This is a genomic window from Ornithinimicrobium sp. CNJ-824 (genome assembly GCF_001942405.1).
GTDB lineage: Bacteria > Actinomycetota > Actinomycetes > Actinomycetales > Dermatophilaceae > Ornithinicoccus > Ornithinicoccus kibberensis.
The window spans coordinates 26,673-47,558 of sequence record NZ_MKKA01000013.1 but is presented as its reverse complement, the minus strand read 5'-3'; the positions used below and the strand labels follow the sequence as shown (position 1 = coordinate 47,558).

General features: G+C 72.1%; 23 protein-coding genes and 1 pseudogene. 12 read left to right on the top strand and 12 right to left on the bottom strand.

Features of this window, described 5'->3' with window-relative positions:
- Window positions 1-35: 35 nt before the first annotated feature.
- The 6 genes from BJF81_RS07215 to BJF81_RS07190 all read right to left on the bottom strand — a co-directional run bounded on the left by BJF81_RS07215 (window position 36) and on the right by BJF81_RS07190 (window position 6,177).
- Window positions 36-770 (bottom strand): potassium channel family protein, encoded by a 735-nt coding sequence (locus BJF81_RS07215; protein ID WP_237770092.1) that lies wholly within the window; start codon window positions 768-770, stop codon window positions 36-38.
- Complete coding sequence (locus BJF81_RS07210) at window positions 760-2,091, bottom strand: TrkH family potassium uptake protein (protein WP_075957761.1); 1,332 nt, start codon at window positions 2,089-2,091, stop codon at window positions 760-762. Before BJF81_RS07210 ends, BJF81_RS07215 begins: the two co-directional genes overlap by 11 nt.
- Before the next feature lie 61 nt (window positions 2,092-2,152).
- Window positions 2,153-2,965: a CPBP family intramembrane glutamic endopeptidase gene (locus BJF81_RS07205; RefSeq protein WP_075957778.1), complete on the bottom strand. Its 813-nt coding sequence runs from the start codon at window positions 2,963-2,965 to the stop codon at window positions 2,153-2,155.
- Window positions 2,966-2,990: 25 nt separating this feature from the next.
- Window positions 2,991-3,734, bottom strand: coding sequence for a VOC family protein (locus tag BJF81_RS18560; protein ID WP_143780716.1), 744 nt, complete (start codon window positions 3,732-3,734; stop codon window positions 2,991-2,993).
- A 600-nt stretch (window positions 3,735-4,334) separates the two neighbouring features.
- Window positions 4,335-5,387: an LLM class flavin-dependent oxidoreductase gene (locus BJF81_RS07195; RefSeq protein WP_075957760.1), complete on the bottom strand. Its 1,053-nt coding sequence runs from the start codon at window positions 5,385-5,387 to the stop codon at window positions 4,335-4,337.
- Between the two features lie 7 nt (window positions 5,388-5,394).
- A complete protein-coding gene (locus BJF81_RS07190; protein WP_075957759.1) occupies window positions 5,395-6,177 on the bottom strand; it encodes a DUF5995 family protein in 783 nt (260 codons plus the stop codon).
- 154 nt (window positions 6,178-6,331) lie between these two features.
- Between BJF81_RS07190 and BJF81_RS07185 the strand changes: the two genes are divergently transcribed.
- From BJF81_RS07185 to BJF81_RS07165, 4 genes are all read left to right on the top strand, one after another.
- Window positions 6,332-6,691: an Hsp20/alpha crystallin family protein gene (locus BJF81_RS07185; protein ID WP_158068631.1), complete on the top strand. Its 360-nt coding sequence runs from the start codon at window positions 6,332-6,334 to the stop codon at window positions 6,689-6,691.
- A gap of 129 nt (window positions 6,692-6,820) precedes the next feature.
- Window positions 6,821-7,312, top strand: a complete 492-nt coding sequence (locus BJF81_RS19350) for a dsRBD fold-containing protein (RefSeq protein ID WP_237770091.1) — start codon at window positions 6,821-6,823, stop codon at window positions 7,310-7,312.
- 96 nt (window positions 7,313-7,408) lie between these two features.
- Window positions 7,409-8,008: an AAA family ATPase gene (locus BJF81_RS07170; protein WP_075957758.1), complete on the top strand. Its 600-nt coding sequence runs from the start codon at window positions 7,409-7,411 to the stop codon at window positions 8,006-8,008.
- Window positions 8,009-8,187: 179 nt separating this feature from the next.
- Entirely contained in the window at window positions 8,188-8,658 is a 471-nt protein-coding gene (locus BJF81_RS07165) for a hypothetical protein (RefSeq protein ID WP_143780715.1), read from the top strand.
- 18 nt (window positions 8,659-8,676) lie between these two features.
- Here the strand turns inward: BJF81_RS07165 and BJF81_RS19345 are convergent, their stop codons facing one another.
- Both BJF81_RS19345 and BJF81_RS07155 read right to left on the bottom strand, forming a co-directional pair.
- Entirely contained in the window at window positions 8,677-9,345 is a 669-nt protein-coding gene (locus BJF81_RS19345; protein WP_075957756.1) for a hypothetical protein, read from the bottom strand.
- Window positions 9,342-9,902: a GNAT family N-acetyltransferase gene (locus tag BJF81_RS07155; RefSeq protein WP_075957755.1), complete on the bottom strand. Its 561-nt coding sequence runs from the start codon at window positions 9,900-9,902 to the stop codon at window positions 9,342-9,344. Before BJF81_RS07155 ends, BJF81_RS19345 begins: the two co-directional genes overlap by 4 nt.
- 62 nt (window positions 9,903-9,964) lie before the next feature.
- Between BJF81_RS07155 and BJF81_RS07150 the strand changes: the two genes are divergently transcribed.
- From BJF81_RS07150 to BJF81_RS20305, 3 genes and pseudogenes are all read left to right on the top strand, one after another.
- Window positions 9,965-10,576: a DUF1648 domain-containing protein gene (locus BJF81_RS07150; protein WP_075957754.1), complete on the top strand. Its 612-nt coding sequence runs from the start codon at window positions 9,965-9,967 to the stop codon at window positions 10,574-10,576.
- A gap of 266 nt (window positions 10,577-10,842) precedes the next feature.
- Window positions 10,843-11,097 (top strand): annotated as a pseudogene (locus tag BJF81_RS20310) (alpha/beta hydrolase fold domain-containing protein); the annotation flags it as partial.
- 94 nt (window positions 11,098-11,191) lie between these two features.
- Window positions 11,192-11,545, top strand: coding sequence for an alpha/beta hydrolase fold domain-containing protein (locus BJF81_RS20305; protein ID WP_269087318.1), 354 nt, complete (start codon window positions 11,192-11,194; stop codon window positions 11,543-11,545).
- Here the strand turns inward: BJF81_RS20305 and BJF81_RS07140 are convergent.
- The 3 genes from BJF81_RS07140 to BJF81_RS07130 form a co-directional block, all read right to left on the bottom strand.
- The gene (locus BJF81_RS07140) at window positions 11,533-12,309 is read right to left on the bottom strand and encodes a hypothetical protein (protein ID WP_075957753.1); all 777 of its coding nucleotides are present in this window, start codon (window positions 12,307-12,309) and stop codon (window positions 11,533-11,535) included. The genes BJF81_RS20305 and BJF81_RS07140 overlap by 13 nt on opposite strands.
- Window positions 12,310-12,434: 125 nt before the next feature.
- The gene (locus BJF81_RS07135) at window positions 12,435-12,962 is read right to left on the bottom strand and encodes a hypothetical protein (RefSeq protein ID WP_075957752.1); all 528 of its coding nucleotides are present in this window, start codon (window positions 12,960-12,962) and stop codon (window positions 12,435-12,437) included.
- 124 nt (window positions 12,963-13,086) lie between these two features.
- Window positions 13,087-14,046 (bottom strand): hypothetical protein, encoded by a 960-nt coding sequence (locus tag BJF81_RS07130; RefSeq protein WP_075957751.1) that lies wholly within the window; start codon window positions 14,044-14,046, stop codon window positions 13,087-13,089.
- A gap of 213 nt (window positions 14,047-14,259) precedes the next feature.
- Here BJF81_RS07130 and BJF81_RS07125 point away from each other — a divergent pair, with 213 nt between their 5' ends.
- On the top strand, window positions 14,260-15,411 hold the full coding sequence (locus BJF81_RS07125; RefSeq protein ID WP_075957750.1) for a thermonuclease family protein: 1,152 nt from the start codon (window positions 14,260-14,262) through the stop codon (window positions 15,409-15,411).
- Between the two features lie 10 nt (window positions 15,412-15,421).
- Here the strand turns inward: BJF81_RS07125 and BJF81_RS07120 are convergent, their stop codons facing one another.
- A complete protein-coding gene (locus BJF81_RS07120; protein ID WP_158068630.1) occupies window positions 15,422-16,591 on the bottom strand; it encodes an ROK family transcriptional regulator in 1,170 nt (389 codons plus the stop codon).
- Window positions 16,592-16,713: 122 nt separating this feature from the next.
- On the opposite strand from BJF81_RS07120, the gene BJF81_RS07115 reads away from it, so the two are divergent.
- The 4 genes from BJF81_RS07115 to nrdR all read left to right on the top strand — a co-directional run bounded on the left by BJF81_RS07115 (window position 16,714) and on the right by nrdR (window position 20,795).
- Entirely contained in the window at window positions 16,714-18,039 is a 1,326-nt protein-coding gene (locus BJF81_RS07115; protein ID WP_075957749.1) for an ABC transporter substrate-binding protein, read from the top strand.
- A gap of 145 nt (window positions 18,040-18,184) precedes the next feature.
- Window positions 18,185-19,093 (top strand): carbohydrate ABC transporter permease, encoded by a 909-nt coding sequence (locus BJF81_RS07110; RefSeq protein WP_075957748.1) that lies wholly within the window; start codon window positions 18,185-18,187, stop codon window positions 19,091-19,093.
- Window positions 19,090-19,977 (top strand): carbohydrate ABC transporter permease, encoded by an 888-nt coding sequence (locus BJF81_RS07105; protein WP_075957747.1) that lies wholly within the window; start codon window positions 19,090-19,092, stop codon window positions 19,975-19,977. The genes BJF81_RS07110 and BJF81_RS07105 overlap by 4 nt, the downstream gene beginning before the upstream one ends.
- A gap of 338 nt (window positions 19,978-20,315) precedes the next feature.
- Window positions 20,316-20,795 carry a transcriptional regulator NrdR gene (gene nrdR / locus BJF81_RS07100; RefSeq protein WP_075957746.1) on the top strand — a complete coding sequence of 160 codons (480 nt, stop codon included), beginning with the start codon at window positions 20,316-20,318 and terminating at the stop codon, window positions 20,793-20,795.
- Window positions 20,796-20,886 lie beyond the last annotated feature (91 nt).

Below are 20,886 nucleotides of genomic sequence, written 5' to 3'. Positions count from 1 at the left end.
CGCGGTGGGGCGGTGGGGGCAGGGGCCTCGACCCGTCAGCGGTCGCGGTCCTGGCGAACCCCGCGCGTCAGTGCCGTGAACCGCTCGACGTCCTCGGTCCGCCCGGCGAGCACGAGGTCGTCCCCGGCGTGGACGACCGTGTCCGGCGCGGCGTGGACGAACCCGCCGGCGGCGCGGCGGACCCCGACGACGGTGATGCGGTGCCGGGTCCGTAGCGCCGATGTGGCCAGGTCCTGGTCCCAGGTCTGCGGCGGGGCGGCCGAGCGGGCGACGGCGAAGCCGTCGTCGAGCTCCAGGTAGTCCTGCAGGCCGCCGGTGACCATGTGCGCCACGCGCTGCCCCATGATCAGCTCGGGGTAGATGACGTGGTGGGCGCCGATGCTGGTGAGGATCTTGCCGTGCTTGCGGGTGATGGCCTTGGCGAAGATCTCCGGGACGCCCGCCTCCACGAGGGTGATGACCGCCAGCACGCTGGCCTCGATGTCGGACCCGATGGCCACGACGGCGGCGTCCAGGTCGCCGATGCCCAGCTGGCGCATCGCCTCCCCGTCGGTGGCGTCGGCCTGGACGGTGTGGGTGAAGTCCTCGGCGAACCGCTGCACGCGGTCGGGGTTCTCGTCGATCGCGAGCACGTCGACGCCCTGCCGCACGAGCGACTCGGCGACGGCCGAGCCGAAGCGGCCGAGGCCGACGACGAGCACGTCGGCGTGCCGACGGGCGGGCCGCCGGTGCGCGGCACGGCGGGGGAGGGGGGTGCGGTCAGCCGACAATGGGGCGCTCCTCGGGCAGGCGGTAGTGACGGTGGTGGGTGTTGAGGGCCAGGGCGGAGGCGACGGTGATGCTGCCCACGCGGCCGACGAACATGAGGACCATGAGGATGGCCTGCGCCGAGGGCGGCAGGTCGGCGGTGATCCCGGTGGACAGCCCGACCGTGGCGAAGGCCGAGACGACCTCGAAGGTCAGGTCGATGGCGGGCAGGTCGGTGATTGCCATGACGGCCACGAGCGAGGTGGTGACCAGGGTCAGCGCCAGCACGACGACCGCCAGTGCCTGACGCTGGACGGAGGTGGCGATGCGCCTGCGGCCGATGCTCACGTCCGGCTCACCACGGACCTCCGCCAGCACGACGTAGGCCAGCACCAGGAAGGTGGTCACCTTGATGCCGCCGGCCGTCCCGGCGCTGCCGCCCCCGATGAACATCAGCACGGTGGTGACCGTCTCCGTCTCGTCGCTGACGAGGGCGTAGTCCACGGCGTTGAAGCCCGCCGTCCGGGGGAAGGCGCCGCCGGCGACGGCACCGAGGGCCTGGCCGCCCGGCCCCAGGTGCGCCAGGGTGCCGCCGGCGCCGGACTCGAACAGCCAGAACAGCACGGTGCCCACCGCGAGCAGCACGAGGCTGCCGTTGACGGTCAGCCGCGTGTGCACGCTCCACCGGGACGGACGCCGCCACCCGCGACGCAGCTCCCGCAGCACCGGCAGGCCGAGACCGCCCAGCACCACCGCGACGACCAGCGGCAGGATGATCCAGGCGTCCGCGACGAACGGCATGAGGTTGTCGGTCCACAGGGCGAACCCGGCGTTGTTGAACGCCGAGCCGGCGTGGAAGACGCCGTGCCACAGGGCGCTCGGCCACCCCAGGTCGTAGCCCGCCCGGAAGCGGGCCGTGAGGACCACCCCCACGAGGCTCTCGACGACGAGCATGACCAGGACGATGCGCCCGACGACCCGGCGGACGTCGCCGAGCGAGCTGGCGTGCGTCTCGGCCTGGGCGACCAGCGCACCACGGATCCCCAGCCGCCCCCGCACGGTGAGGGCCAGCAGCGTGGCCAGCGCCATGACCCCCGCACCGCCGACGTGGATGAGGGCCAGGATCACCGCCTGCCCGAACGGCGTCCAGTAGGTCGCGGTGTCGACGGTGATGAGCCCGGTGACGCACAGCGCCGAGACGGTGGTGAAGGCCGCGACCATGGGATCGGCCGGTGACCCCGGCGTCCGGGAGGCGGGCAGCAGCAGGAGCACCGTCCCGGCGACGGCCGCCACGGCGAACGCGACGGTCACCAGACGCGCGGGCCGGGTCCAGGAGGCACCCACGAACGACCATCATCCGCCTGTGGCGCCCGACCTGGCAAGCGTCCGGCCACCCGCGTCCGTGTCAGTAGACGAAGAACGGGAAGATGCTGCGGTCGTGCGCGTGCACGATGGCGAGGAAGACCACGGCGTCGAAGAGCAGGTGGATGATCACGACGTACGTCAAGGACTTGGTCCTGGTGAAGATCCAGCCCTGGAGCAGCGCGAACGGGATCGTCAGCAGCGGCCCCCACGAGCGGTATCCCAGCTCCCACAGGAACGACACGAAGATCACCGCCTGCAGCACGTTGGCCTGCCACAGCGGGAAGTGCCGGCTCAGCAGGGCGAAGCAGATGCAGATGAAGAACAGCTCGTCCCACAGGCCGACCACGTTGACCCCGACGAAGAACCGGCCGAACTCGCTGGGCGTCTGGATCGGCGGCCAGTTCTGGTACGCCCCGGAGTTGATGAAGTAGGACGGCAGGATCAGCCAGCCCAGCACGGGCACCGCGACCACGTAGGCCCACTGCAGCCCTGTCCACCGCCGACCGGTGAACCACGGGAACCGGATGGCCGGCTCGCGCCGGTAGACCAGCCGGTCGACGAGCACGGGCACCAGCACCGCGGCCCCCAGGACGACGCCCAGGCGGAAGAACATCGGCCAGCTGATGTCGGCCTCGACCGAGGTCGTCGACACGATGGTGATGCCGATCCCGATGAGCAGCAGGTCCCGGAACAGGGGACGGTGGATCAGGTATGCCGCTGCGAGGCTGAGCGCGAGCACGACGTGCCCCGGCCAGCCCACCATGAGCGCGAAGAGCAGGAACGCCGAGAAGGAGACCCCGACGGCCGGCAGCAGGCCGAGCAGCGGGGCGGGGGAGGTGGTCGGCGCGGGCACGGCGACCACCGTAGTGCCGGTCCGGTCATCCCTCCTCGCGGCCGACCTCGACGGCGATGTCGACCTCGTTGCCCTCCGGGTCGGCGATGGTCGTCCCGAACGGCGCGTCGGCGTCCCGGACCACCCGGCCGCCGGCCCGCAGGGCCGCCTCGATCCGGGTCCGCGCCCGGTCGTCCGGTACGAAGACGTCCACATGGATCCGGTTGCGCTGGGCCCGACGGGCGGTGTCGTCGGCCTCCGTCGGCTGGAGGAAGAACGGTATGCCGAGCCCGCGCGGGTCGACCAGGTCGGTGACGTGCGGCCGGGGGTCCTCGACGTAGCCGAGCGCGGCCGCCCAGAACCTACGCACCGCCGGGATGTCCACGGCGTCGATGCCCACCTGGACGAACCGGGGACGGTCGACGTCCGGCCGCAGCCCGAGGTCGCGGGCCGCCTGCTGCACCTGGGCCGCCAGCGGCCGGTAGCCCTCGTCCATCTCCCAGCGGTCCTTGCCGGTGTCGACGGTCACGGCGACCTCGCCGTCGGGGGAGGCCCGCAGGTCCACCCCGAGCGGCAGGCCGGCGTCGTCGGCCAGGCCGGCCACCGCCCCGGCCAGCTCTGCGGCGGGCCCGGCGCCCGGCGCGACGTAGGAGGCCATCGCCGAGAACACCAGGCGCCAGTCCTCGGTCTCCGGGCCCTCCCACCGGTCGGCACCCTCCACGAGCGGGAGCAGGTCGACCTCGTTGCCCTCGGCGTCGGCGACCGTGGCGTAGTAGCCGTGCTCGGTCACGCGCCGGCCCCGCGCTCCCGGACCTCGGCGAGCGTGGCCGCCGCCACCGGCTGCGGGACGACGACGTCCAGGTGCAGCCGGTTGCGCAGCGGCCGGGGCTCGTCCTGCTCCTGGAACCAGATCGACGGCAGGCGCCGGCCCGGGTCGACGAGGTCCTCCTCGCCGACGGGGACGTAGCCAGGGCCGCCTGCCAGAACGGCATGACCGCCGCGTGGTCGAGCGCGTCCATCGTCAGCTGCACGTCCTGCACCCCCGCCGGGTCCGCACGAAGCCCCAGGCGGGCGGCGGCCGCGGAGACGGCCCGCGCCCGCTCGAGGTCCTCGGGGCCGTAGCCGTCCCTGGGACGGCGCAGCTGCACGCGGACACCGCCGGGCCGCAGGTCCAGGTCGGGCAACCGGGCCCCGGCGACGTCGACGACCGCGCGCACGAGGGCGGCCCCCGACCGCATGGACGGTGCCTCGAACCACGCGACCGCACCCCAGCCCAGCGCGCGCCAGTCGTCCATGCCGTCCGCGAGCTGGAGCTCGCGGGCGGTCAGCGGCCTCCGGCGGGTGCCCATCCGTCCACGGTCCCACCGGAGGGGACCGGTGGCAAGGGCCGTCAGGCCCTGGCGCCGACCTGGTCCGCCCCGGCGGGCGCGCTCTCCATACCCCACGCCTCGGCGAGCAGCCGGTAGGAGCGGCGCCGCATCTGCGGGTCGTAGGTGTAGGTCGTCACGATCAGCTCGTCCAGCTCGTGCTCGGCGGCGAACTCCTCCAGCCGGTCCACGACGACGTCCGGCGTGCCGACCATCCGCACGGCCTGGTGCGCCTGCGCCAGCGGCATCAGCTGCGCCGGGACCACCTCGGACAGGTCCTGCACCGGCGGGTCGATCGGGGCGGGCTGGCCGCTGCGGATCCGGATCGCCATGAGCTGGGCGGAGGTGAAGAGGAAGTCGGCCTCCTCCTGGGTCGGCGCGACGAGCACGTTGACGCCGGCCATCGTCGTCGGCCGGTCCACCTGGGCGGTCTCGGCGTCGGGGTTGAACCGGTCGCGGTAGACCAGGAACGCCTCACGGATCTGGTCGGGGGCGAAGTGCGAGGCGAAGCTGAACGGCAGCCCCAGCGCGGCCGCCACCTGGGCGCCGCCGGTCGAGGAGCCGAGCATCCACAGCGGCACGTGGGTGCCCTCGCCGGGGATGGCGCGCACCCGGGCGTCGGGCCGCGGGTCGCCCAGGTAGGCCTGCAGGCCCATGACGTCGGCGGCGAAGTCGTTGAGCTGGCCGCTGCCCCGCGCGAGGGCGGCGGCGGTCATCGGGTCGGTGCCGGGCGCGCGGCCCAGGCCCAGGTCGAAACGGTCGCCGTAGAGCGTGGCGAGGGTGCCGTAGTACTCCGCGACCATGAGCGGGGAGTGGTTGGGCAGCATGACGCCGCCGGAGCCCAGCCGTATGCGCTCGGTGTGCTGGGCCAGGTGCCCCAGGAGCAGCGAGGTGGCCGACGCCATGAACGCCTCCGACCCGTGGTGCTCGGCCACCCACAGCCGGTGGTAGCCCAACCGGTCGACCTCCTGCGCCAGCTGCGTCGACGCCGCCAGCGCGTCCCGCGGGGTCATCCCCTGGGACCGGGGGGCGAGCTCGAGGACGGACAGGGGGACACGACGGTTCGAGGTGGGCATGCAGGCGTCAACCACGGGACCCCGCGAGGTATGCCTGCGGCCGGGTCTCAGAGCGGCTGCAGCAGCAGGTCGTGCATCTCCCGCATGGCGCGCCGCTCGCGGGCGGCGGCGGCCGCGACCACCCAGCGCAGCGGCATACCCGGGTGGAGCAGCTGCTCCCCGAGCCGGGCGACGCGCCGGTCCTGCTCCTCGACGAGGGGGCCGTGGCCGTCGCCGGCCCCGGCGAGGAGCTCGGCGAAGTCCCACGCCCGCCGGCGGCGTAGGAGATCGACCACGCGGACAGGCACTCGTCGAAGCGGCAGCCCACCCGGTCGGCCAGGGCCGTCCAGGGCGAGACCCTGGCCAGCCCCTCCTGCATCCGGTCGACCATGACGGCCAGCACGTCGGAGATCCGCTCGAAGTCGTCGCGCAGGTCGGCGATCGGCCGGCCCTGCTGGACGGTCGCGGCGGCCAGGCCGAGGTCGAGGTTGATGTGGGCGTTCATCCCGGCCAGCAGGTGCTGCAGCGCCAGCGTGCCGCGGCTGGGTGCGTCGAAGGTGACCGCCCACGAGGCCCGCACCGGGCGACCGCGGCCGTGGTCGCGCACCGCGTCGAGGTAGAGCCGGGCGAACTCGACGTCGAAGCGCTCCATCCGCTCGCCGTCGTCGAACTCACCGGCTCGGATCCCGTCGCGCACCCGCACGGTCACCGCCCGGTAGACGCAGGTGAAGAAGCCGCGCGGGTCGTGCGTGGCCAGGGACCGGTCGAGGAGGCGGTCCATCGCGGCGACGGCGTCGTCGATGGTGTCCATGGGGAAGTATGGCGCGTCCGGACCGGGCGGGGGTGGTAGCGGCGTCTGGTTGCTCACATCCGGGCGCCTTCCAGCGGTCGGTCCCTGGCGTGTCGTCCCCGACCGGCGGACAATGGAGGTGGGGCAACGTCGCCCCGGAGCAGGAGAAGGAACGATGAGCAAGGAGCTGACCCGCACGACCAACCCGCTCGCCGAGATGCTCGAGTGGTTGGACCTCGCTGGACCCAAGGGACGCAAGGGGGTGGGGCTGGCGCCGTACGTCCGGGTCGAGGACTTCGTCGAGGACGGCAGCTACGTGCTGCGGGCCGAGGTGCCCGGCCTGGACTCCGACGAGGACGTCGAGGTGACCGTCCAGGGCGACGTGCTCACCATCAGCGGCGAACGTCGCGAGGAGAAGAAGGACCGCAACCACCAGGAGTTCCACTACGGCTCCTTCCGCCGCAGCGTGACCCTGCCCCCGGGCGCGGACGCGACGCGGTCGAGGCGTCCTACACCGATGGCGTGCTCGAGGTGAAGGTGCCGATCGCCGAGGAGCAGGCCGGGGCACGGACCGTGCCGGTGACGCGGTCATGAGGGCCTTCCCGGGAGCCCGGATCGTTCTGGCCGCCACCCACGTGGGCGAGCGACGCGGGACGGGCGGGTCGTGGAGGTCCGCGGCGAGGACGGCGGTCCGCCGTACGTCGTGGAGTGGTCCGACGGGCACACGGGACTGCTGTTCCCCGGGCCCGGGTCGGTGCTGCACGTCTCCGAACGCCACGAGGACGCCGGTCAGGGCGCCGGGGACGCCGCGGCTGCGCAGGCGGCCACGGACGGCGGCTCGGCGGCCCCCGCCGGGCGGCCGGCAGCCACCGGCCCGGGGCAGCCCGGCCACGTGCGCGAGTGGACCGTCCGAGTCTCGATCTACGAGTCCGGCGACGACACCCACGCGCAGGCGGTGCTGCTCGGCGACTCCCCGCAGCACCTCAAGGCCGAAGGGGACAGCCACCGCGCGCCCGACGACCCGGTCGTCCCGGAGATCGGCGACGAGGTGGCTGCGGGCCGCGCCCTGCGGCACCTGGCCGAACGGCTGCTGGTGACCGCCGACGACGACATCGCCGCCGTCACCGGCGAGGACGCGCACGTCCGCCGGAGCTGACCTGACGCCACCACCGCCCACCCGCCCGGCCGCACGGCAGGGGCGGGTGGGCGGTGTCGCTCACGGTCGCCCGACCCGACGTGTCAGGCTGGGCCGGTGCACCTTGTCGTGATCTTCGGGCCGCCGGCGGTGGGCAAGATGACCATCGGCCGACGGGTCGTCGAGCGCACCGGGTTCCGCCTTCTCCACAACCACGCCCTGATCGAGCCGCTGCTCGAGGTCTTCGACTACGGCACGCCGCCGTTCGTGCGGCTGCTGCGGGAGATGCGCCAGCGGGTCGTCGAGGAGGCAGCAGCGTTCGGGACGGACCTCGTCCTGACCTACGTGTGGGGCCTGGAGCTGGAGGAGGACGTCGAGGAGCTGTCGCTGCAGATCGCCCCCTACGTGGACCGGGGAGCGGTCGTCTCCTTCGTCGAGCTGGCCGCCGACCTGCCGACGCGGCTCGGGCGCAACCGCACCGAGCACCGGTTGGCGGAGAAGCGGTCGAAGCGGGATCTGGACTGGTCCGACGCCAACGTGCGCGAGATGGAACGCCACGTGATGAACACGGACGACAGCCCTGGACGGGACGACCTGCCGGGCTGGCGTCTGCTGGGTCAGCACCGGCACTTCCGGCTGGACACCAGTCGGTTGGGTCAGGAGCAGTCCGCAGATCGCATCGTGGAATGGCTCAACGGGTTGCCCGTGGACGAGTAGGGCGTCTCTACGGACCCGACCTTGGGTCCGTCGGACCTTCATCGCCGTGCACGCCGATGTCGGTCGCCCCAACCTCACGTCACGTCCGAGGGACGGACGATGCCTGGCGTGCACCGGGCCAGTCGGACCCCCACGTCGCTCCCGTGGCGCCGGCCGAGAAGGTGGCGCTACGGTCGGGCATGCGCAGGGTGACGACGCTGGCGACGGGGCTGACGGTCGGGATGCTGGCCGCGGGCTGCATCGCCCCGGGCGGCTTCGAGACGGTGGGGCGGACGGGGGTCGTGTCCGTCGAGGGCGACCTGGCCGTCGTCTGGGACAGCTGCGGCGAGGAGGAGGTCACCTCCGTGGTCATGCACGCCGACCGCGAGGGGCTGGCCGACGACGAGGAGAACCCCGAGGTCGGGCGCTGGGACCTGGGGGAGCGCAACCGCGAGGAGCAGGTGTTCGTCCCCTCGGCGGCCGAGGACCCCCCGCAGCTGGAGCCGGGGCGTGGCTACATCGTCCAGGCCTACCCCGAGGGCGACGTCGAGAACCTTCCCGGAGTGCACTTCACCCTCGAGGGCGTGGCCGGGCTGGAGCCGGGCGAGGTGCTCATCGGCGCGGAGGACGGGAGTTTCGTGGGGACCTGGGAGGACCTCGCCGACTGCTGAGCAGCCCCGACCAGCACCTCAGCCGTCGTAGAACGGCTGCCGCTCCTCGGGGTCCGCGAGGACGACGTCGACGCCGTCCAGGGCCACCAGCTCCTCCACCGCCTCCCGGGTCCCGCCGATCCCGGCCCAGTGCGGGTCGGTGTCGTAGGCGATGCACCACGCCCGGTCGTCCGGCCAGACGAACGAGGGCACCAGGTCGGCGCGGGGCGCGTCGGGGGCGATCGGCGCCGCGCCCCAGTCGCCCAGGTCCGACAGCGGCCCGCGGAAGAGGTGGTAGCTGCGGTGCGGGTGGTGCACCGTCGGAGCGCCGAGGACGTCGGGCGCGAAGGCCGGCTCCCCGGGCCGGCTCTCGACCCGGCCGTCGTCGTGCAGGGTCGTCACCACGGTGGCCCCCGCGTGCAGGTCGCCCCAGCCGTCCCACAGGCAGTGCCAGGCCTCGTCGGGGGTGCGGGTATGCCGTCGCAGCACCTCGACGACCGTGCGCAGCTGGTCCAGCTCCCGGGGGAGGTCGTCCCCGCCGTCGTGGTCGTTCTCGGACTGCCCCGGACGGGTGGGGTCGGGGATGAACCGCAGCCGGGCGTAGGCCTCGAAGCCCACCGGGCCGAACAGCGACAGCCGAGGCCAGGGCCGGCCGCGCTCTCCGAGCCAGTCGGCCGGCGAGCCCTCGTGGACGGGTCGCAGCGTCATCCGTCCACGCCCATCCCGAGGTCCCGGGCCAGCAGCCCGTGCAGGTGCTCGTCGTGGTGGACGCCGTCGGCGTAGCGGTAGGACTCCCGCAGCGTCCCCTCGTGCCGGAAGCCGGCGGCCAGCGCCACGGCGCACGACCCGTCGTTCTCCACGGCGTGGAACAGGTGGAGCCGGCGCAGCCCGAGCTCCCCGAAGGCGAACCGGGACGCGGTGGTGACGGCGCGCACGGCATACCCCTGCCTGCGCGCCCACGGGCCGGTCCAGTAGCCGACCTCGGCGTCGCCCTGGTCCGGGTCGATCTTGTAGATCGAGACCGAGCCGACGAGTCGGTCGTCGGGGCCGGCCACCGCCCACGACGCCTGGTCGGCCTCGCTCCAGTCGTTGCGCGAGGCGATGAAGCGGCCGATCGCGTCGGGGCCGGTCGGGGCCGGGTTCCACCGGGCGATCTCCTCGTCGGCGAACGCCGCCCGGAGGTCGTCGACGTCCCCGGGGCCGAAGGCGCGCAGGACCACCCCTGGTGCCTCGAGACGCACCGGACCGGGTGGGGGAGTCGTCATCGGCCCAGCGTAGAGGGGTTAGGTTCGGGGTGCAGGTGGATCTCGGGACGACAGGAGCAGGGATGGTCGGGGGCTCAGGGGAGTCGTGGCAGCAGCGGGAGGAGCGGCGCCGGCAGGTGGCCCGGGAAGCCCGGCTCATGGCCCGTGAGCCCGCCGGGTGGCTGCCGCGGCTGCTGCTTCTCGGAGCCACGGTGGCGTGGCTGGTGACACTGGCCTGGATGGCCGCGACCCTGCCCGAGCGGGTCCCCACGCACTGGTCGGGAGGGGGCACGCCGGACGGGTGGTCGAGCCGGGAGTTCGCGCTGGGGTTCGCGGTGGTCGGGCCCCTGGTGTTCGCCTACCCGCTGCTCCTGCTGTCCCGGCTGACGATCGTCTGGCCGCAGGGGATCAACGCTCCCTACAAGGAGTGGTGGCTGGAGACGCCCCGTCGTCTGGTGCGCTTCGAGCGCCTGGTGCGGGAGGACCTGATGCTCATCGTCGGCGCGACCGTCCTGCTGCTCGTGGGCATGGACGTGCTCATGGGGTATGCCGCCCACCGACCCGGAGGGCAGGTGCCGGGCTGGTGGTTCCTGGCGGCCACCGGTGCGTTCCTCGTCGTGCTGGGGTGGGTCGTGGTCCGCATGCTGGTCGGCCCGCGCTACCGGCCGGACGACGACGACCCGGAGCTGGCGTGAGGTCCCGACGGCGCCCGGCGCGCGAGTCGCTGCCGCCCGAGTGGCGCAGCCCGTGGTGGCCGGTGTTCGACCGGCCGCACGACCCCCGCCCGCCGAGGCGTCGCCCCCGGATCGAGCGGCTGCTCGACCGGGTGGTGCCGTCGGGGACCGGCCGTCGGACCACGCTCCCCGGCACGGGAGGGGGACCGGAGGTGACGGCATACCGCTACGAGACCCCGGGCCGGGCACGCCCGTCCGGCGCGCTCGTGTGGATCCACGGTGGCGGGATGGTCATGGGTGCCCCGTGGATCGACCACCGGCTCTGCGACCGGCTGGCGCGCGAGCTGGGGCTGCTCGTGGTGAGCGTGGACTACCGGCTGGCGCCGGAGCACCCGTTCCCGGCCGCGGTCGAGGACTGCTGGGCGGCGCTGACGTGGCTGCACGAGCGGGCCGCCGAGCTGGGCGTCGACCCGGCACGGATCGGGGTCGCGGGGGCGAGTGCCGGTGGTGGGCTGGCCGCGTCGGTGGCGCAGTTGGCCCACGACCGCGGGGTGCCGCTGGCGTTCCAGGGGCTGGTCTACCCGATGCTCGACGACCGCACGGTGCTGCGCGAGGACCACGGCGGACGGGGGGGAGATGGTGTGGACGCCGGCGCACAACCGGGACGCGTGGGGGTGGTACCTCGGTCACGAGGTCCGTGCCCGCGAGGACCGGTCGTATGCCGTGCCCGCCCGGCGCACGGACCTCACCGGGCTCGCACCGGCCTGGGTGGGGGTGGGCTCGGCGGACCTCTTCCACGACGAGGACGTGCGGTATGCCGAGCGCCTCCGGGACGCGGGGGTGCCACTCGAGCTCGTCGTCGTGCCGGGCATGCCGCACGCGGCCGACATGGTGCCGGGACTGGTTGCCGCGCAGGGCTTCCGGGAGAGCTTCGTCGCGGCCGTGGCCCGTGCACTGACGGAGCCGACGGTGGAGCGTCAGTCGGAGTAGAGCCGGTTGCGGGAGGTGAGCACCTGCAGGTCGACCGCCGGGCCGTCGACCGTCGCGGTGCTCGGGATGGTGGTCCACGGGCCGCCGTCGACGCTGACCTCGCCGCCGTACTCGACCGTAATGTGGGGCGCGACGTCCGCCGGCTGGTCGTAGGTGTGGGTGACGTCGCCGTCGGGGTAGGGGCCGCCGAGGCTGGTGGTCGGCCCGACGGTCGTGCCGTCGCCGGTGACGTAGGTGGCGCCGACGAGCGTGGGGCGGATGCGCACCTGGCGACCGACGAGGGTCGTGGTGTCGACCTCGGCGGGGGAGAAGCCGGCGTCCGGCCAGGCCAGCTCGAAGTAGACCGGCAGGTTGACCAGGGCGGTGCCGTCCGGCGGCTGGATGACCGTCTGGGGGAGGGCGAAGTCGGTGCGGTGGAACTGCTCGACGATCATCGCCTCGGTCAGCTCGACCGCCGGCTCACCGCTGCGTGCCGGGACGGAGTCGGTGTAGCAGGTCGGGCCGATCGGCTCCCACGAGGTGGGGTCGGTGCCGTCGGCGTAGCCGGTGCGCCGGTAGATGATCGAGCGCGGCCCGCTGGAGTCGGGGACGTTCTCCTCGCAGAAGGTCACGGCGAACCCGCAGATCTCCAGCCGGGGACGCTCGGGGGAGTTGGGCGGGATGCAGTCGATGACGGCGACGTAGTCGTACCAGGCGACGGGTGACTCGGCGGAGGCGGCCGGAGGGTAGGAGTCGGCAAGAGCCTGGGTCTGTTCGACGGTCAAGCCGACGTCTACACCGCCCGCCTCTTCCAGACACGCAGCAAGATCTCCGTCCTCGAGACACGGGTCTAACGGGCCCGTTTGTGCCTGTGCCGTCTCGCCGAAGAGACCCAGAACCGTGAATCCAATCAGCGCGACGAGAGCTGAATCTCTGCGACCTGCCACCGGCCGCCCTCCCAAATCAACTCGAAGACGGCGGGGACTTCAGCCCCGTCTGTGACCTGCTCGAGGGTGGTCTCGACCCTGGCTTGCTCCCCCGTAAGGACGGGTTCGGCGCGACGCAGCCGGACGTACTCATGGCCGAACCGGCGCTGTTCCGCGGCGCCTACGAAGGCAGCGCAAGTTTCACACGTAGACGAACCTAAGGAGCGGAGTTCCTCGATGTCACCATCCTCGGCGTGCACTCGACCTAGGACCTCGACGTAGTGCTCGACGAACGCCTGCGCACCCTCCTCCGTCTGGTCCATCGCAGCCGCCTCTTCCGTCGGCTCCTCGCTCGTCGGCTCAGGCTCGGTCGTGACCTCGGCGTCCTCCACCGGCGCTGGCGGCTCGGCCGTCGCCGTGGTCAGCGCGTCCTCGCTCGTCGGTGGTGCTGACGGTTCCGAGGTCGTGTCGCAGGCGCTCAGGACGAGCAGCGCGGACACGGCGACGATCACGGTGCGTCTCAAGGATCCCCTCCAGGGTCTGCAGCCACGCACGGGCCGCGGGCGAACGGACCGAGCCAGTCTGCCCGAGGGCAGCCCAAGAATCCGTTGTCCACAGGTAAAGACTTGGTAAGCGTCAGCCTCCCGCGACAGCCTGCTCGTGCGCCCGGGCCTTCCAGACCGACTCCGCCGAGTCCCACGTCGCGATGACCGCAACCACGACGACCAGGATCGTGCGCCACAGCTGCGGGTCCCCGGCCGGCACGGCCTGGAGCAGGCGCTCGCTGACCAGCCCGTCGGCATACACCCACCACGCGACGAGGGCCACGAGCGCGGCGTTCTGCGCGACGTTGAACCACGCCGCCGGCCACGACCAGTAGCCCCGGTAGAGCTTGAGCACCTCGACCGCGGCCCACGCCAGCGTCAGGACGACGAGCATCCAGCGCCCGGCGTAGGCGGTCTCGGTGAACAGCGGGACCCGCTCGTCCCCGACCGGGATCGTCGGGTTGGGGCCGAACGCCACGAGCATGCCCGCGACCGAGGCGAACACCAGCCCCGCGATCGACTCCGACCGGGGGATGTCCCGCTCGGCCTCCGAGGGGAGCCGGTCGGGGTTCCAGGCGAACCCGCGCTCCATACCCTCCAGCCCGGGCCGGGCCTGCTCGTTGCGCTCCGCGATCGCAAAGCCCAGGGTCACCCAGAACGTGACCTGGACGGCCGTCATGAGCGCGGTCCCCAGGCCCTCGCCGACGATGACGAACGGGTTGCGCTCGCCGTCGATCACGGTCGCCAGTATCGTGATCAGTGCCACCACCGCGGGCACGAACGACAGCAGCAGCAGGAGCACGCGGCGCCAGAGCGGGTAGACGGCCGGGCCGATGAGGTGCAGCTCGCGCCCGGCGTAGGTCGCCGCCAGCCGCTCCGGGTCGCCCAGCTCGACAAGGACGTCCCGCTCGACCTCCCCGGGGTCGGGCCCCGTCCGAGCCCGCACCCGTTCCCCGATCGTGGAGCGTAGCTCCTGCCCCACGTGGGCCCGTTCCTCGGCGGGCAGCCGTCGCACGACGGCGTGGACGTAACGGTCGCTGAGGGACGTCATGGTCCCCGTCCTTCCCGGCGCCACCCCGATGAGGCTCCTGCTTCCATTGTGCTCCTGTGCGGGGTCGGAGGGGTGGTGCGGGGCCCCGCCCGCAGGGGTCGTCGGTCCCGTCGTGTAGTTATGGACCTCGGCCCGACGCACGGGCCCGGTCGCCGGAGCGGCCGCAGGTCGAAGAGGCCGGCGCGGGCGCGGAGAAGCAGTGGTGCAGACGGTATGAAGTGGTTGCTCGGCACGGCCGTGCTCGGACTCGGTGTCACGGTCGCGGTGGGGATGACGGCCAACTCCGCGGTGGACGAGGAACTCGTCACCGTCCACCGGGTCGTCGACGGCGACACCCTCGACGTGCTGCGCGGCGGCGAGACGGTCCGCGTGCGCCTCCTCAACGTCGACACCCCCGAGACCAAGCACCCCGGCAAGGCCGTCGAGTGCCTCGGGCCGGAGGCCACGGCGTTCCTCGCCGACCGGCTGCCCGCAGGCACCGAGGTCGAGCTCGAGTACGACCAGGAACGCACCGACCGCTACGGCCGCGACCTGGCCGGGGTCTTCCTCGACGACTCGCTGGTCAATGCCGAGATCGCCCGGGCGGGGCTGGGGGTGCCGGTCTACTTCGCGCCCAACGACCTCTTCCTCGACGACGTCGAGGCGGCGCTGGAGGAGGCCCAGGCAGCGGGTCGAGGGATGTACGACCCCGGGCTGGAGTGCACCTTCGCGGCCCGGGCACAGCAGGTCGAGGACCAGATGGCTCAGGCCGAGGACGCGGCGCAGACGGACCCGGCCGCGGCGGAGGAGACGGCCACCGAGGCGGTGAAGGCGGCCGACGAGCTGCTCGTGCTGCTCGCGGACGTCGAGCCGGACTCGTTGGCCGCGGCTGGCCTGACCACGGGTGAGCTGGACCGGCTGCGGCAGGACGTGCGGGGTATGCGGACGCGCGCCCAGGCGGTGCACGCCGCCGCCGTCAAGGCCCAGCGCGAGAAGGAGCGCGCGGCCGAGGAGAAGGCCGCGGAGGAGAAGGCTGCGGAAGAGGAGGCCGAGCGACAGGCGGCAGCCGAACGGGAGGCGGCGGAGCGTGCCGCCGCCAAGCAGGCCGAGGCGGAGCGTGCTGCCGCGGAGCGGGCGGAGGCGGAGCGACGGGCCGCGCAGCAGCAGGCCCCGCAGCCGCAGCCCGCACCCCAACCGCAGCCCGCGCCGCAACCCGCGCCCCAACCCGCCCCGCAGCCGGCTCCTCCGCCCCCGCCGCCTCCGGCGAGCCAGCCCGGAGCCGGGTACACGGGGTGCCGGGCCTACGTCGGCGGTCCCTACGTGGACGACCAGGGCCGGCACTACACCCCGATCGACTGCGAGACGAAGCAGCCGCTCGTGCCCTGAGGTCCCCCGGTTACAGCTGGCTGCTGGCGGCCAACGCCTCCCGTCGGGCCAGCAGGACTGCTCCCACGCGCTCGACCCGGATCCCCAGGGCCGACGGCACCACGTCGACGGCCCGGGCGATGGCCGGCTGGGTCGAGCCGTCGATGCCCTCTCGCATCCCCTTGACGAACGCCTCGGCATGCCCGCTGCCGAGCAGTCCGCCGGTGACAATGAGGGAGGGGTTCAGGAGGTTGCAGATCGGAGCCAGGGTCGCCCCGACCGACCGGCCCGCGTCGGTGATCACCCGGTCCACCACCGGGTCCCCGACGCTCGGCCGGCAGAGCGAGTCCTGACCGTAGGGAGCCGGGAGCTCGCGGGCCAGGCCTTCGATGCCCGACATCGTCTCGAGACAGCCGACGTTCCCGCACCGGCACCGGCCTGTGGCGCCGCTGAGCCGGGTGTGCCCGATCTCACCGGCCAGCCCGGTGCTGCCGCGGTGCAGCTTGCCGCCGACGATCAGGGCGGCGCCGACACCGTGCGAGGCCTTGACGAAGATGAACGTGTCGACCCCACGGGCAGCTCCGACCTGCATCTCGCCGTAGGCGCCGAGGACGGTGTCGTTCACCGTCAGCACGGGTCTGCCGAAGAGTTCCCGCAGGGCCTTCGCGGGCTCCATGATCTGGCCGTTCCCGAGGAGCGACGGAATCTGGAGGACCCCCTCGTGATCCAGGGGTCCGGGCATGCCGGCCGCGACGTGCGCCACGTCGTCCAGGTCGCTGCCCTCCTCCTGCAGGAGCTCCCTGGACACCTGGAGCGCGAGGTCCAGGGTCTTGAGGGGGTCGTGGTCCACGCTCGCGTCCACCGCGCGTTCTCGCAGGATCTGGCCCGAGGGGTCCCCCACCGCCACCGCCAGGTTGTTGTGGCCGAAGGCCAGGCCGAGCAGCAACCCCTGCGGGTCGGCCAGGCGCAGCACCTGGGCTGGCCGACCTCGTCCGGCGGGGGCCGACGGGCTCTCTGCGAGCCGGCCGGCGGACACCATCCGGGCCACCACGTCGGCGACCGTGCTGCGGGACAACCCTGTCGCCTCCACGATCTGCTGCCGCGTCAGCTGGGGCCGGTCCTCGAGGACCTGGAGGACGGCACGGTCGTTGCTCCGGGCGCGGGGACCCGGTTCCACCTGCGCCGCCACGACTTTGTCCACAAAACGGAAGATAACATGCGGATAACTGACGTTGACAAGGATCAAAGAGGTGACCTAGCGTCCGTCTCATCCCGAGATCGGCATTTTGTCGGTCATGACAAGGACGTGGGAAGGGAAGTGCGATGAAGCGCAGGACGAAGACGGGCCGCAGCTCGACGATCTTTGCCCTGGTCGCCGCGGGGAGCCTCGTGCTCGCAGCGTGCGGCAACGGCGACTCCGGTGGGTCCTCCGACGACGGAGGCGGCACCGCCGGGGGAGGCGAGGAGGACGCCAGCGAGGTCCAGGTCATGACCTGGTGGGCCCAGGGCTCGGAGAAGGCCGGCCTCGAGGCGCTCGTGGAGGTGTTCAACGAGCAGCACCCCGACACCGAGTTCGTGAACGCTGCGCTCGCCGGTGGTGGCGGGTCCCAGGCCAAGCAGAAGCTGCAGGCCGACCTGCAGGCGGAGAACCCGCCGGACACCTTCCAGGCGCACGCCGGGGCCGAGCTCCAGGACTACATCGACGCCGGTCAGATCGAGGACGTCTCGAACCTCTACGACGAGTTCGGGCTGACCGACGTCTTCCCCGAGACGCTCATGGAGCAGCTGACCGTCGACGACAAGATCTACTCGATCCCGTCCAACGTGCACCGCTCCAACGTGACGTGGGTCAACCCCGCGGTGCTCGAGGAGGTCGGCATCGACCCCAGCAGCCCGCCGGCCGACCTCGACGCCTGGATGGCCGACATGGAGAAGGTCGCCGACGCCGGCAAGATCCCGGTCTCCCTGGGCATGGACTGGACCCAGACCCACCTGCTGGAGAACATCCTCCTGTCCGAGCTCGGCCCGGAGGCCTACAACGGCCTGTGGGACGGCAGCACCGACTGGGGCGGCTCCGAGGTCAACTCGGCGCTGACCAAGTTCGGGCAGATCGTGGAGTGGTCCAACACCGACCGGGACGGCCTCGACTGGGAGCCGGCCCTGCAGCAGGTGATGGAGGGCAACGCCGCCTACAACGTCATGGGTGACTGGGCCGTCGCCGCCTACGACGCCCAGGACATGACCGGCGGGGAGGACTACCTCTACTGGCCGGTGCCCGGGACCGACGGGATCTTCAACTACCTCGCCGACTCCTTCACCCTCCCCGTGGGGGCGCCCCACCCGGGCGGGACCAAGGCATGGCTGGACACCATCTCCTCGGCCGAGGGCCAGCTGGCCTTCAACACGGTCAAGGGCTCCATCCCCGCTCGCACCGACATCGACGCGGCGGAATTCCCGGAGTACCAGCAGTCCGCGATGGAGGACTTCTCCAGCGACACCATCGTCGGGTCGCTGGCCCACGGGGCCGCTGCCCCCGTCGCCGTGTCCACGGCCGTCAACCAGGCCATCGTCAAGTTCAGCCAGGGCGCCTCGGACGTGGACACCCTGCAGCAGGAGCTCGTCGCGGCCACCGACTCGCTGGGTCAGTAGTCCGGGGAGGGCGGCCTGCCGACATGCCGGCGGCCGTTCCATCCCGACCCGGGCGGGTGCCTCGGCACCCGCCCGGGTCGACCGGGCAGCCGGCCGACCGCCCGACGTCACGACGCCCTCAGATCCGTCACCTGGAGGTCAGCACATGGGCTCGAAGTTCAAGACCTGGGGCCCCGGGCTCCTTCTCATCAGTCCCTCGCTGGTGCTGCTGGCCGTGTTCGTCTACGGCTTCATCGCGATCAGCTTCCGTGAGTCGATCACCGACAAGCACTCCGCCGCCCAGGCGACGGGCCGCGCGGACGTCAACCTGGTCGGGTTCGAGAACTACGCGGCCCTGCTGAGCAGCGAGGCCTTCCAGCACTCGCTGCGCAACCTCTTCGTCTTCACGGCGGTGTTCCTGCTCGGGACGCTGCTCATGGGCTTCTCCTGGGCCTGGGTCATGGACCGCCCGCTGAAGGGGGAGGGCGTCTTCCGCTCGGTCTACCTCTTCCCCATGGCCGTCAGCTTCGTGGCCTCCGGCGTCGTCTGGAAGTGGCTGCTCAACTCCAACCAGGGGGAGCAGGCATCCGGTCTGAACAGGCTCTTCCAGATGCTCGGCCTGGACTTCCTGCAGAACCCCTGGTGGACCCACCCCACCTACGGGATCCTCGCCATCGCCCTCCCGGCCATCTGGCAGCTCTCCGGATACGTCATGGCCCTCTTCCTCGCCGGCTTCCGGGGGATCCCCGACGAGCTGCGGGAGGCGGCGCGGGTCGACGGGGCCACGGAGCTGCAGCTCTACCGCCACGTGGTGTTCCCGCAGCTGTCGCCGGTCGCGCTCTCGGCGCTGATCATCATCGGCCACATGTCGCTGAAGTCGTTCGACCTCATCATGTCGATCGCCAACCAGTCGACCTACTCGACCAAGGTGCCGGCCATCGACATGTACAACTACGCCACGGTCTACGACTACGCCAACTCGGCCGCCGTGGGCATCATCCTGCTCGTGCTCGTCGCCCTGGCCGTCGTGCCCTACCTCTGGTATGACGCCCGGTCCCGGAAGGAGGGGCGATGACCACCGTGTCCGCGGAGCCCCGTGCCCGCAAGGTCCTCGACCCCTCGTCAGGGGCGGCCGCCCGCCGCCGCGGGGGATGGCGCGCGGTCCGCTACACCATCCTCATCGTCTCCCTGATCGTCGTCCTGATCCCGGTGTACGTCCTCTTCGTCACCAGCTTCAAGGGCATGGGCGACGCCACCCCGTCCCGCACGTGGTTCTTCCCGCAGAACTGGACCGGCGAGAACTGGGCTGAGGCCTGGGCCGCCCTCTCGCCCTCGCTGCTGCGCACGTTCGCGATGGTCATCCCGGCCGCCGTCCTCTCCGCCCTGCTGGGCTCGATGAACGGGTTCGTGCTCTCCCGCTGGCGCTTCCCCCACGCCAACCCGATCTTCACGCTCATCCTCTTCGGGATGTTCATCCCCTACCAGGCGGTGATGATCCCGCTGGTGCAGCTGCTGATCGACCTGGAGGTGCCCAACGGGATCCCCTCCCTCATCCTCCTGCACGTCATCTACGGCATCCCGATCTGCACGCTGATCTTCCGCAACTACTACGAGACCGTGCCCATGGAGCTCATCGAGTCCGCACGCGTGGACGGGGCGGGGCTGCTGAGGACGTTCTTCTCGGTCGTGCTGCCCATCTCGATCCCGAGCTTCGTCGTGGTGCTGCTGTGGCAGTTCACGTCGGCGTGGAACGACTTCTTGTTCGCGGTGTTCTTCTCCACCGCCAACAACGGACCGGTGACGATCGCGCTGAACAACCTGGCCAACGGGGCGATGCTGTCGAACTACGGCGTCTCGATGGCGGGCGCCCTCATCGCCAGCCTGCCCACGCTGCTCGTCTACATCCTGCTCGGTCGCTACTTCGTGGGCGGCCTGATGGCAGGGGCCGTCAAGGGCTGACCCAGGACCTCCGCGCCCGGCGGCGGGCGGCGGCGGGCGGCGGGCGGCGACCCCCGGCCGGGCGACACGCCGGGGCGACACACCGACGACACACCGGGCCCCATGCGGCTGACCTGCGGGTCTGGAGATTCGTCGCCGACGAGGTGTTGCATCTAGGGGCGGGGCGGCATACGATCCCCATATCTAGTAGTTACAGCACTGTGGTTCGTCCACATGTTGTGCACAACCAGAGGGCGTGTACCCACACGTCGTCCACAGGTCGTCCCCAGATCAGCACACAGGGCGCCCCCACCAGGGGTGTCGAAACCGTGCTGCCCGAACCCTCGAGGAGGAGAGTCGTGCACTGCCCGTTCTGCCGTCACACCGACTCGCGGGTCGTCGACAGCCGCGTCCAGGAGGAGGGCACCGTCATCCGGCGGCGCCGCCAGTGCCCCGAGTGCGGGCGCCGGTTCGGCACCGTGGAGACGGCCACCCTCTCGGTCATCAAGCGGTCCGGGGTGACCGAGCCGTTCAGCCGGGACAAGGTCATCACCGGGGTCCGCAAGGCCTGCCAGGGCCGGCCGGTCACCGACGACCAGCTCCAGGTCCTTGCTCAGCAGGTGGAGGAGACCATCCGCTCGCAGGGGCAGGCGGAGGTCGACGCGCACGAGGTCGGCCTGGCCATCCTCGAGCCCCTGCGCTGCCTCGACGAGGTGGCCTACCTGCGGTTCGCCTCGGTATACCAGGCGTTCGACTCGCTCGAGGACTTCGAGCAGGCGATCACGCTCCTGCGGACCGAGCAGGACGCACAACCCGCACCACCGGCGGGTATGCGGTAGCACCGCATACCCGCACGTCACCGGGTATGTCGGACCCGCCCGGTGGAATGGAAAATCACGGACCACGCAGCACCGAAGCACGCACCACACC

Coding starts and splice junctions, on each gene's coding strand:
- BJF81_RS07125 (WP_075957750.1), top strand. CDS start 14,260: ATGAAGTGGTTGCTCGGCACGGCCGTGCTCGGACTCGGTGTCACGGTC.
- BJF81_RS07165 (WP_143780715.1), top strand. CDS start 8,188: ATGCGCAGGGTGACGACGCTGGCGACGGGGCTGACGGTCGGGATGCTG.
- BJF81_RS19345 (WP_075957756.1), bottom strand. CDS start 9,345: ATGACGCTGCGACCCGTCCACGAGGGCTCGCCGGCCGACTGGCTCGGA.
- BJF81_RS07105 (WP_075957747.1), top strand. CDS start 19,090: ATGACCACCGTGTCCGCGGAGCCCCGTGCCCGCAAGGTCCTCGACCCC.
- BJF81_RS07185 (WP_158068631.1), top strand. CDS start 6,332: ATGAGCAAGGAGCTGACCCGCACGACCAACCCGCTCGCCGAGATGCTC.
- BJF81_RS07190 (WP_075957759.1), bottom strand. CDS start 6,177: ATGGACACCATCGACGACGCCGTCGCCGCGATGGACCGCCTCCTCGAC.
- BJF81_RS07155 (WP_075957755.1), bottom strand. CDS start 9,902: ATGACGACTCCCCCACCCGGTCCGGTGCGTCTCGAGGCACCAGGGGTG.
- BJF81_RS07195 (WP_075957760.1), bottom strand. CDS start 5,387: ATGCCCACCTCGAACCGTCGTGTCCCCCTGTCCGTCCTCGAGCTCGCC.
- BJF81_RS07115 (WP_075957749.1), top strand. CDS start 16,714: ATGAAGCGCAGGACGAAGACGGGCCGCAGCTCGACGATCTTTGCCCTG.
- BJF81_RS07110 (WP_075957748.1), top strand. CDS start 18,185: ATGGGCTCGAAGTTCAAGACCTGGGGCCCCGGGCTCCTTCTCATCAGT.
- BJF81_RS20305 (WP_269087318.1), top strand. CDS start 11,192: ATGGTGTGGACGCCGGCGCACAACCGGGACGCGTGGGGGTGGTACCTC.
- BJF81_RS07130 (WP_075957751.1), bottom strand. CDS start 14,046: ATGACGTCCCTCAGCGACCGTTACGTCCACGCCGTCGTGCGACGGCTG.
- BJF81_RS07150 (WP_075957754.1), top strand. CDS start 9,965: ATGGTCGGGGGCTCAGGGGAGTCGTGGCAGCAGCGGGAGGAGCGGCGC.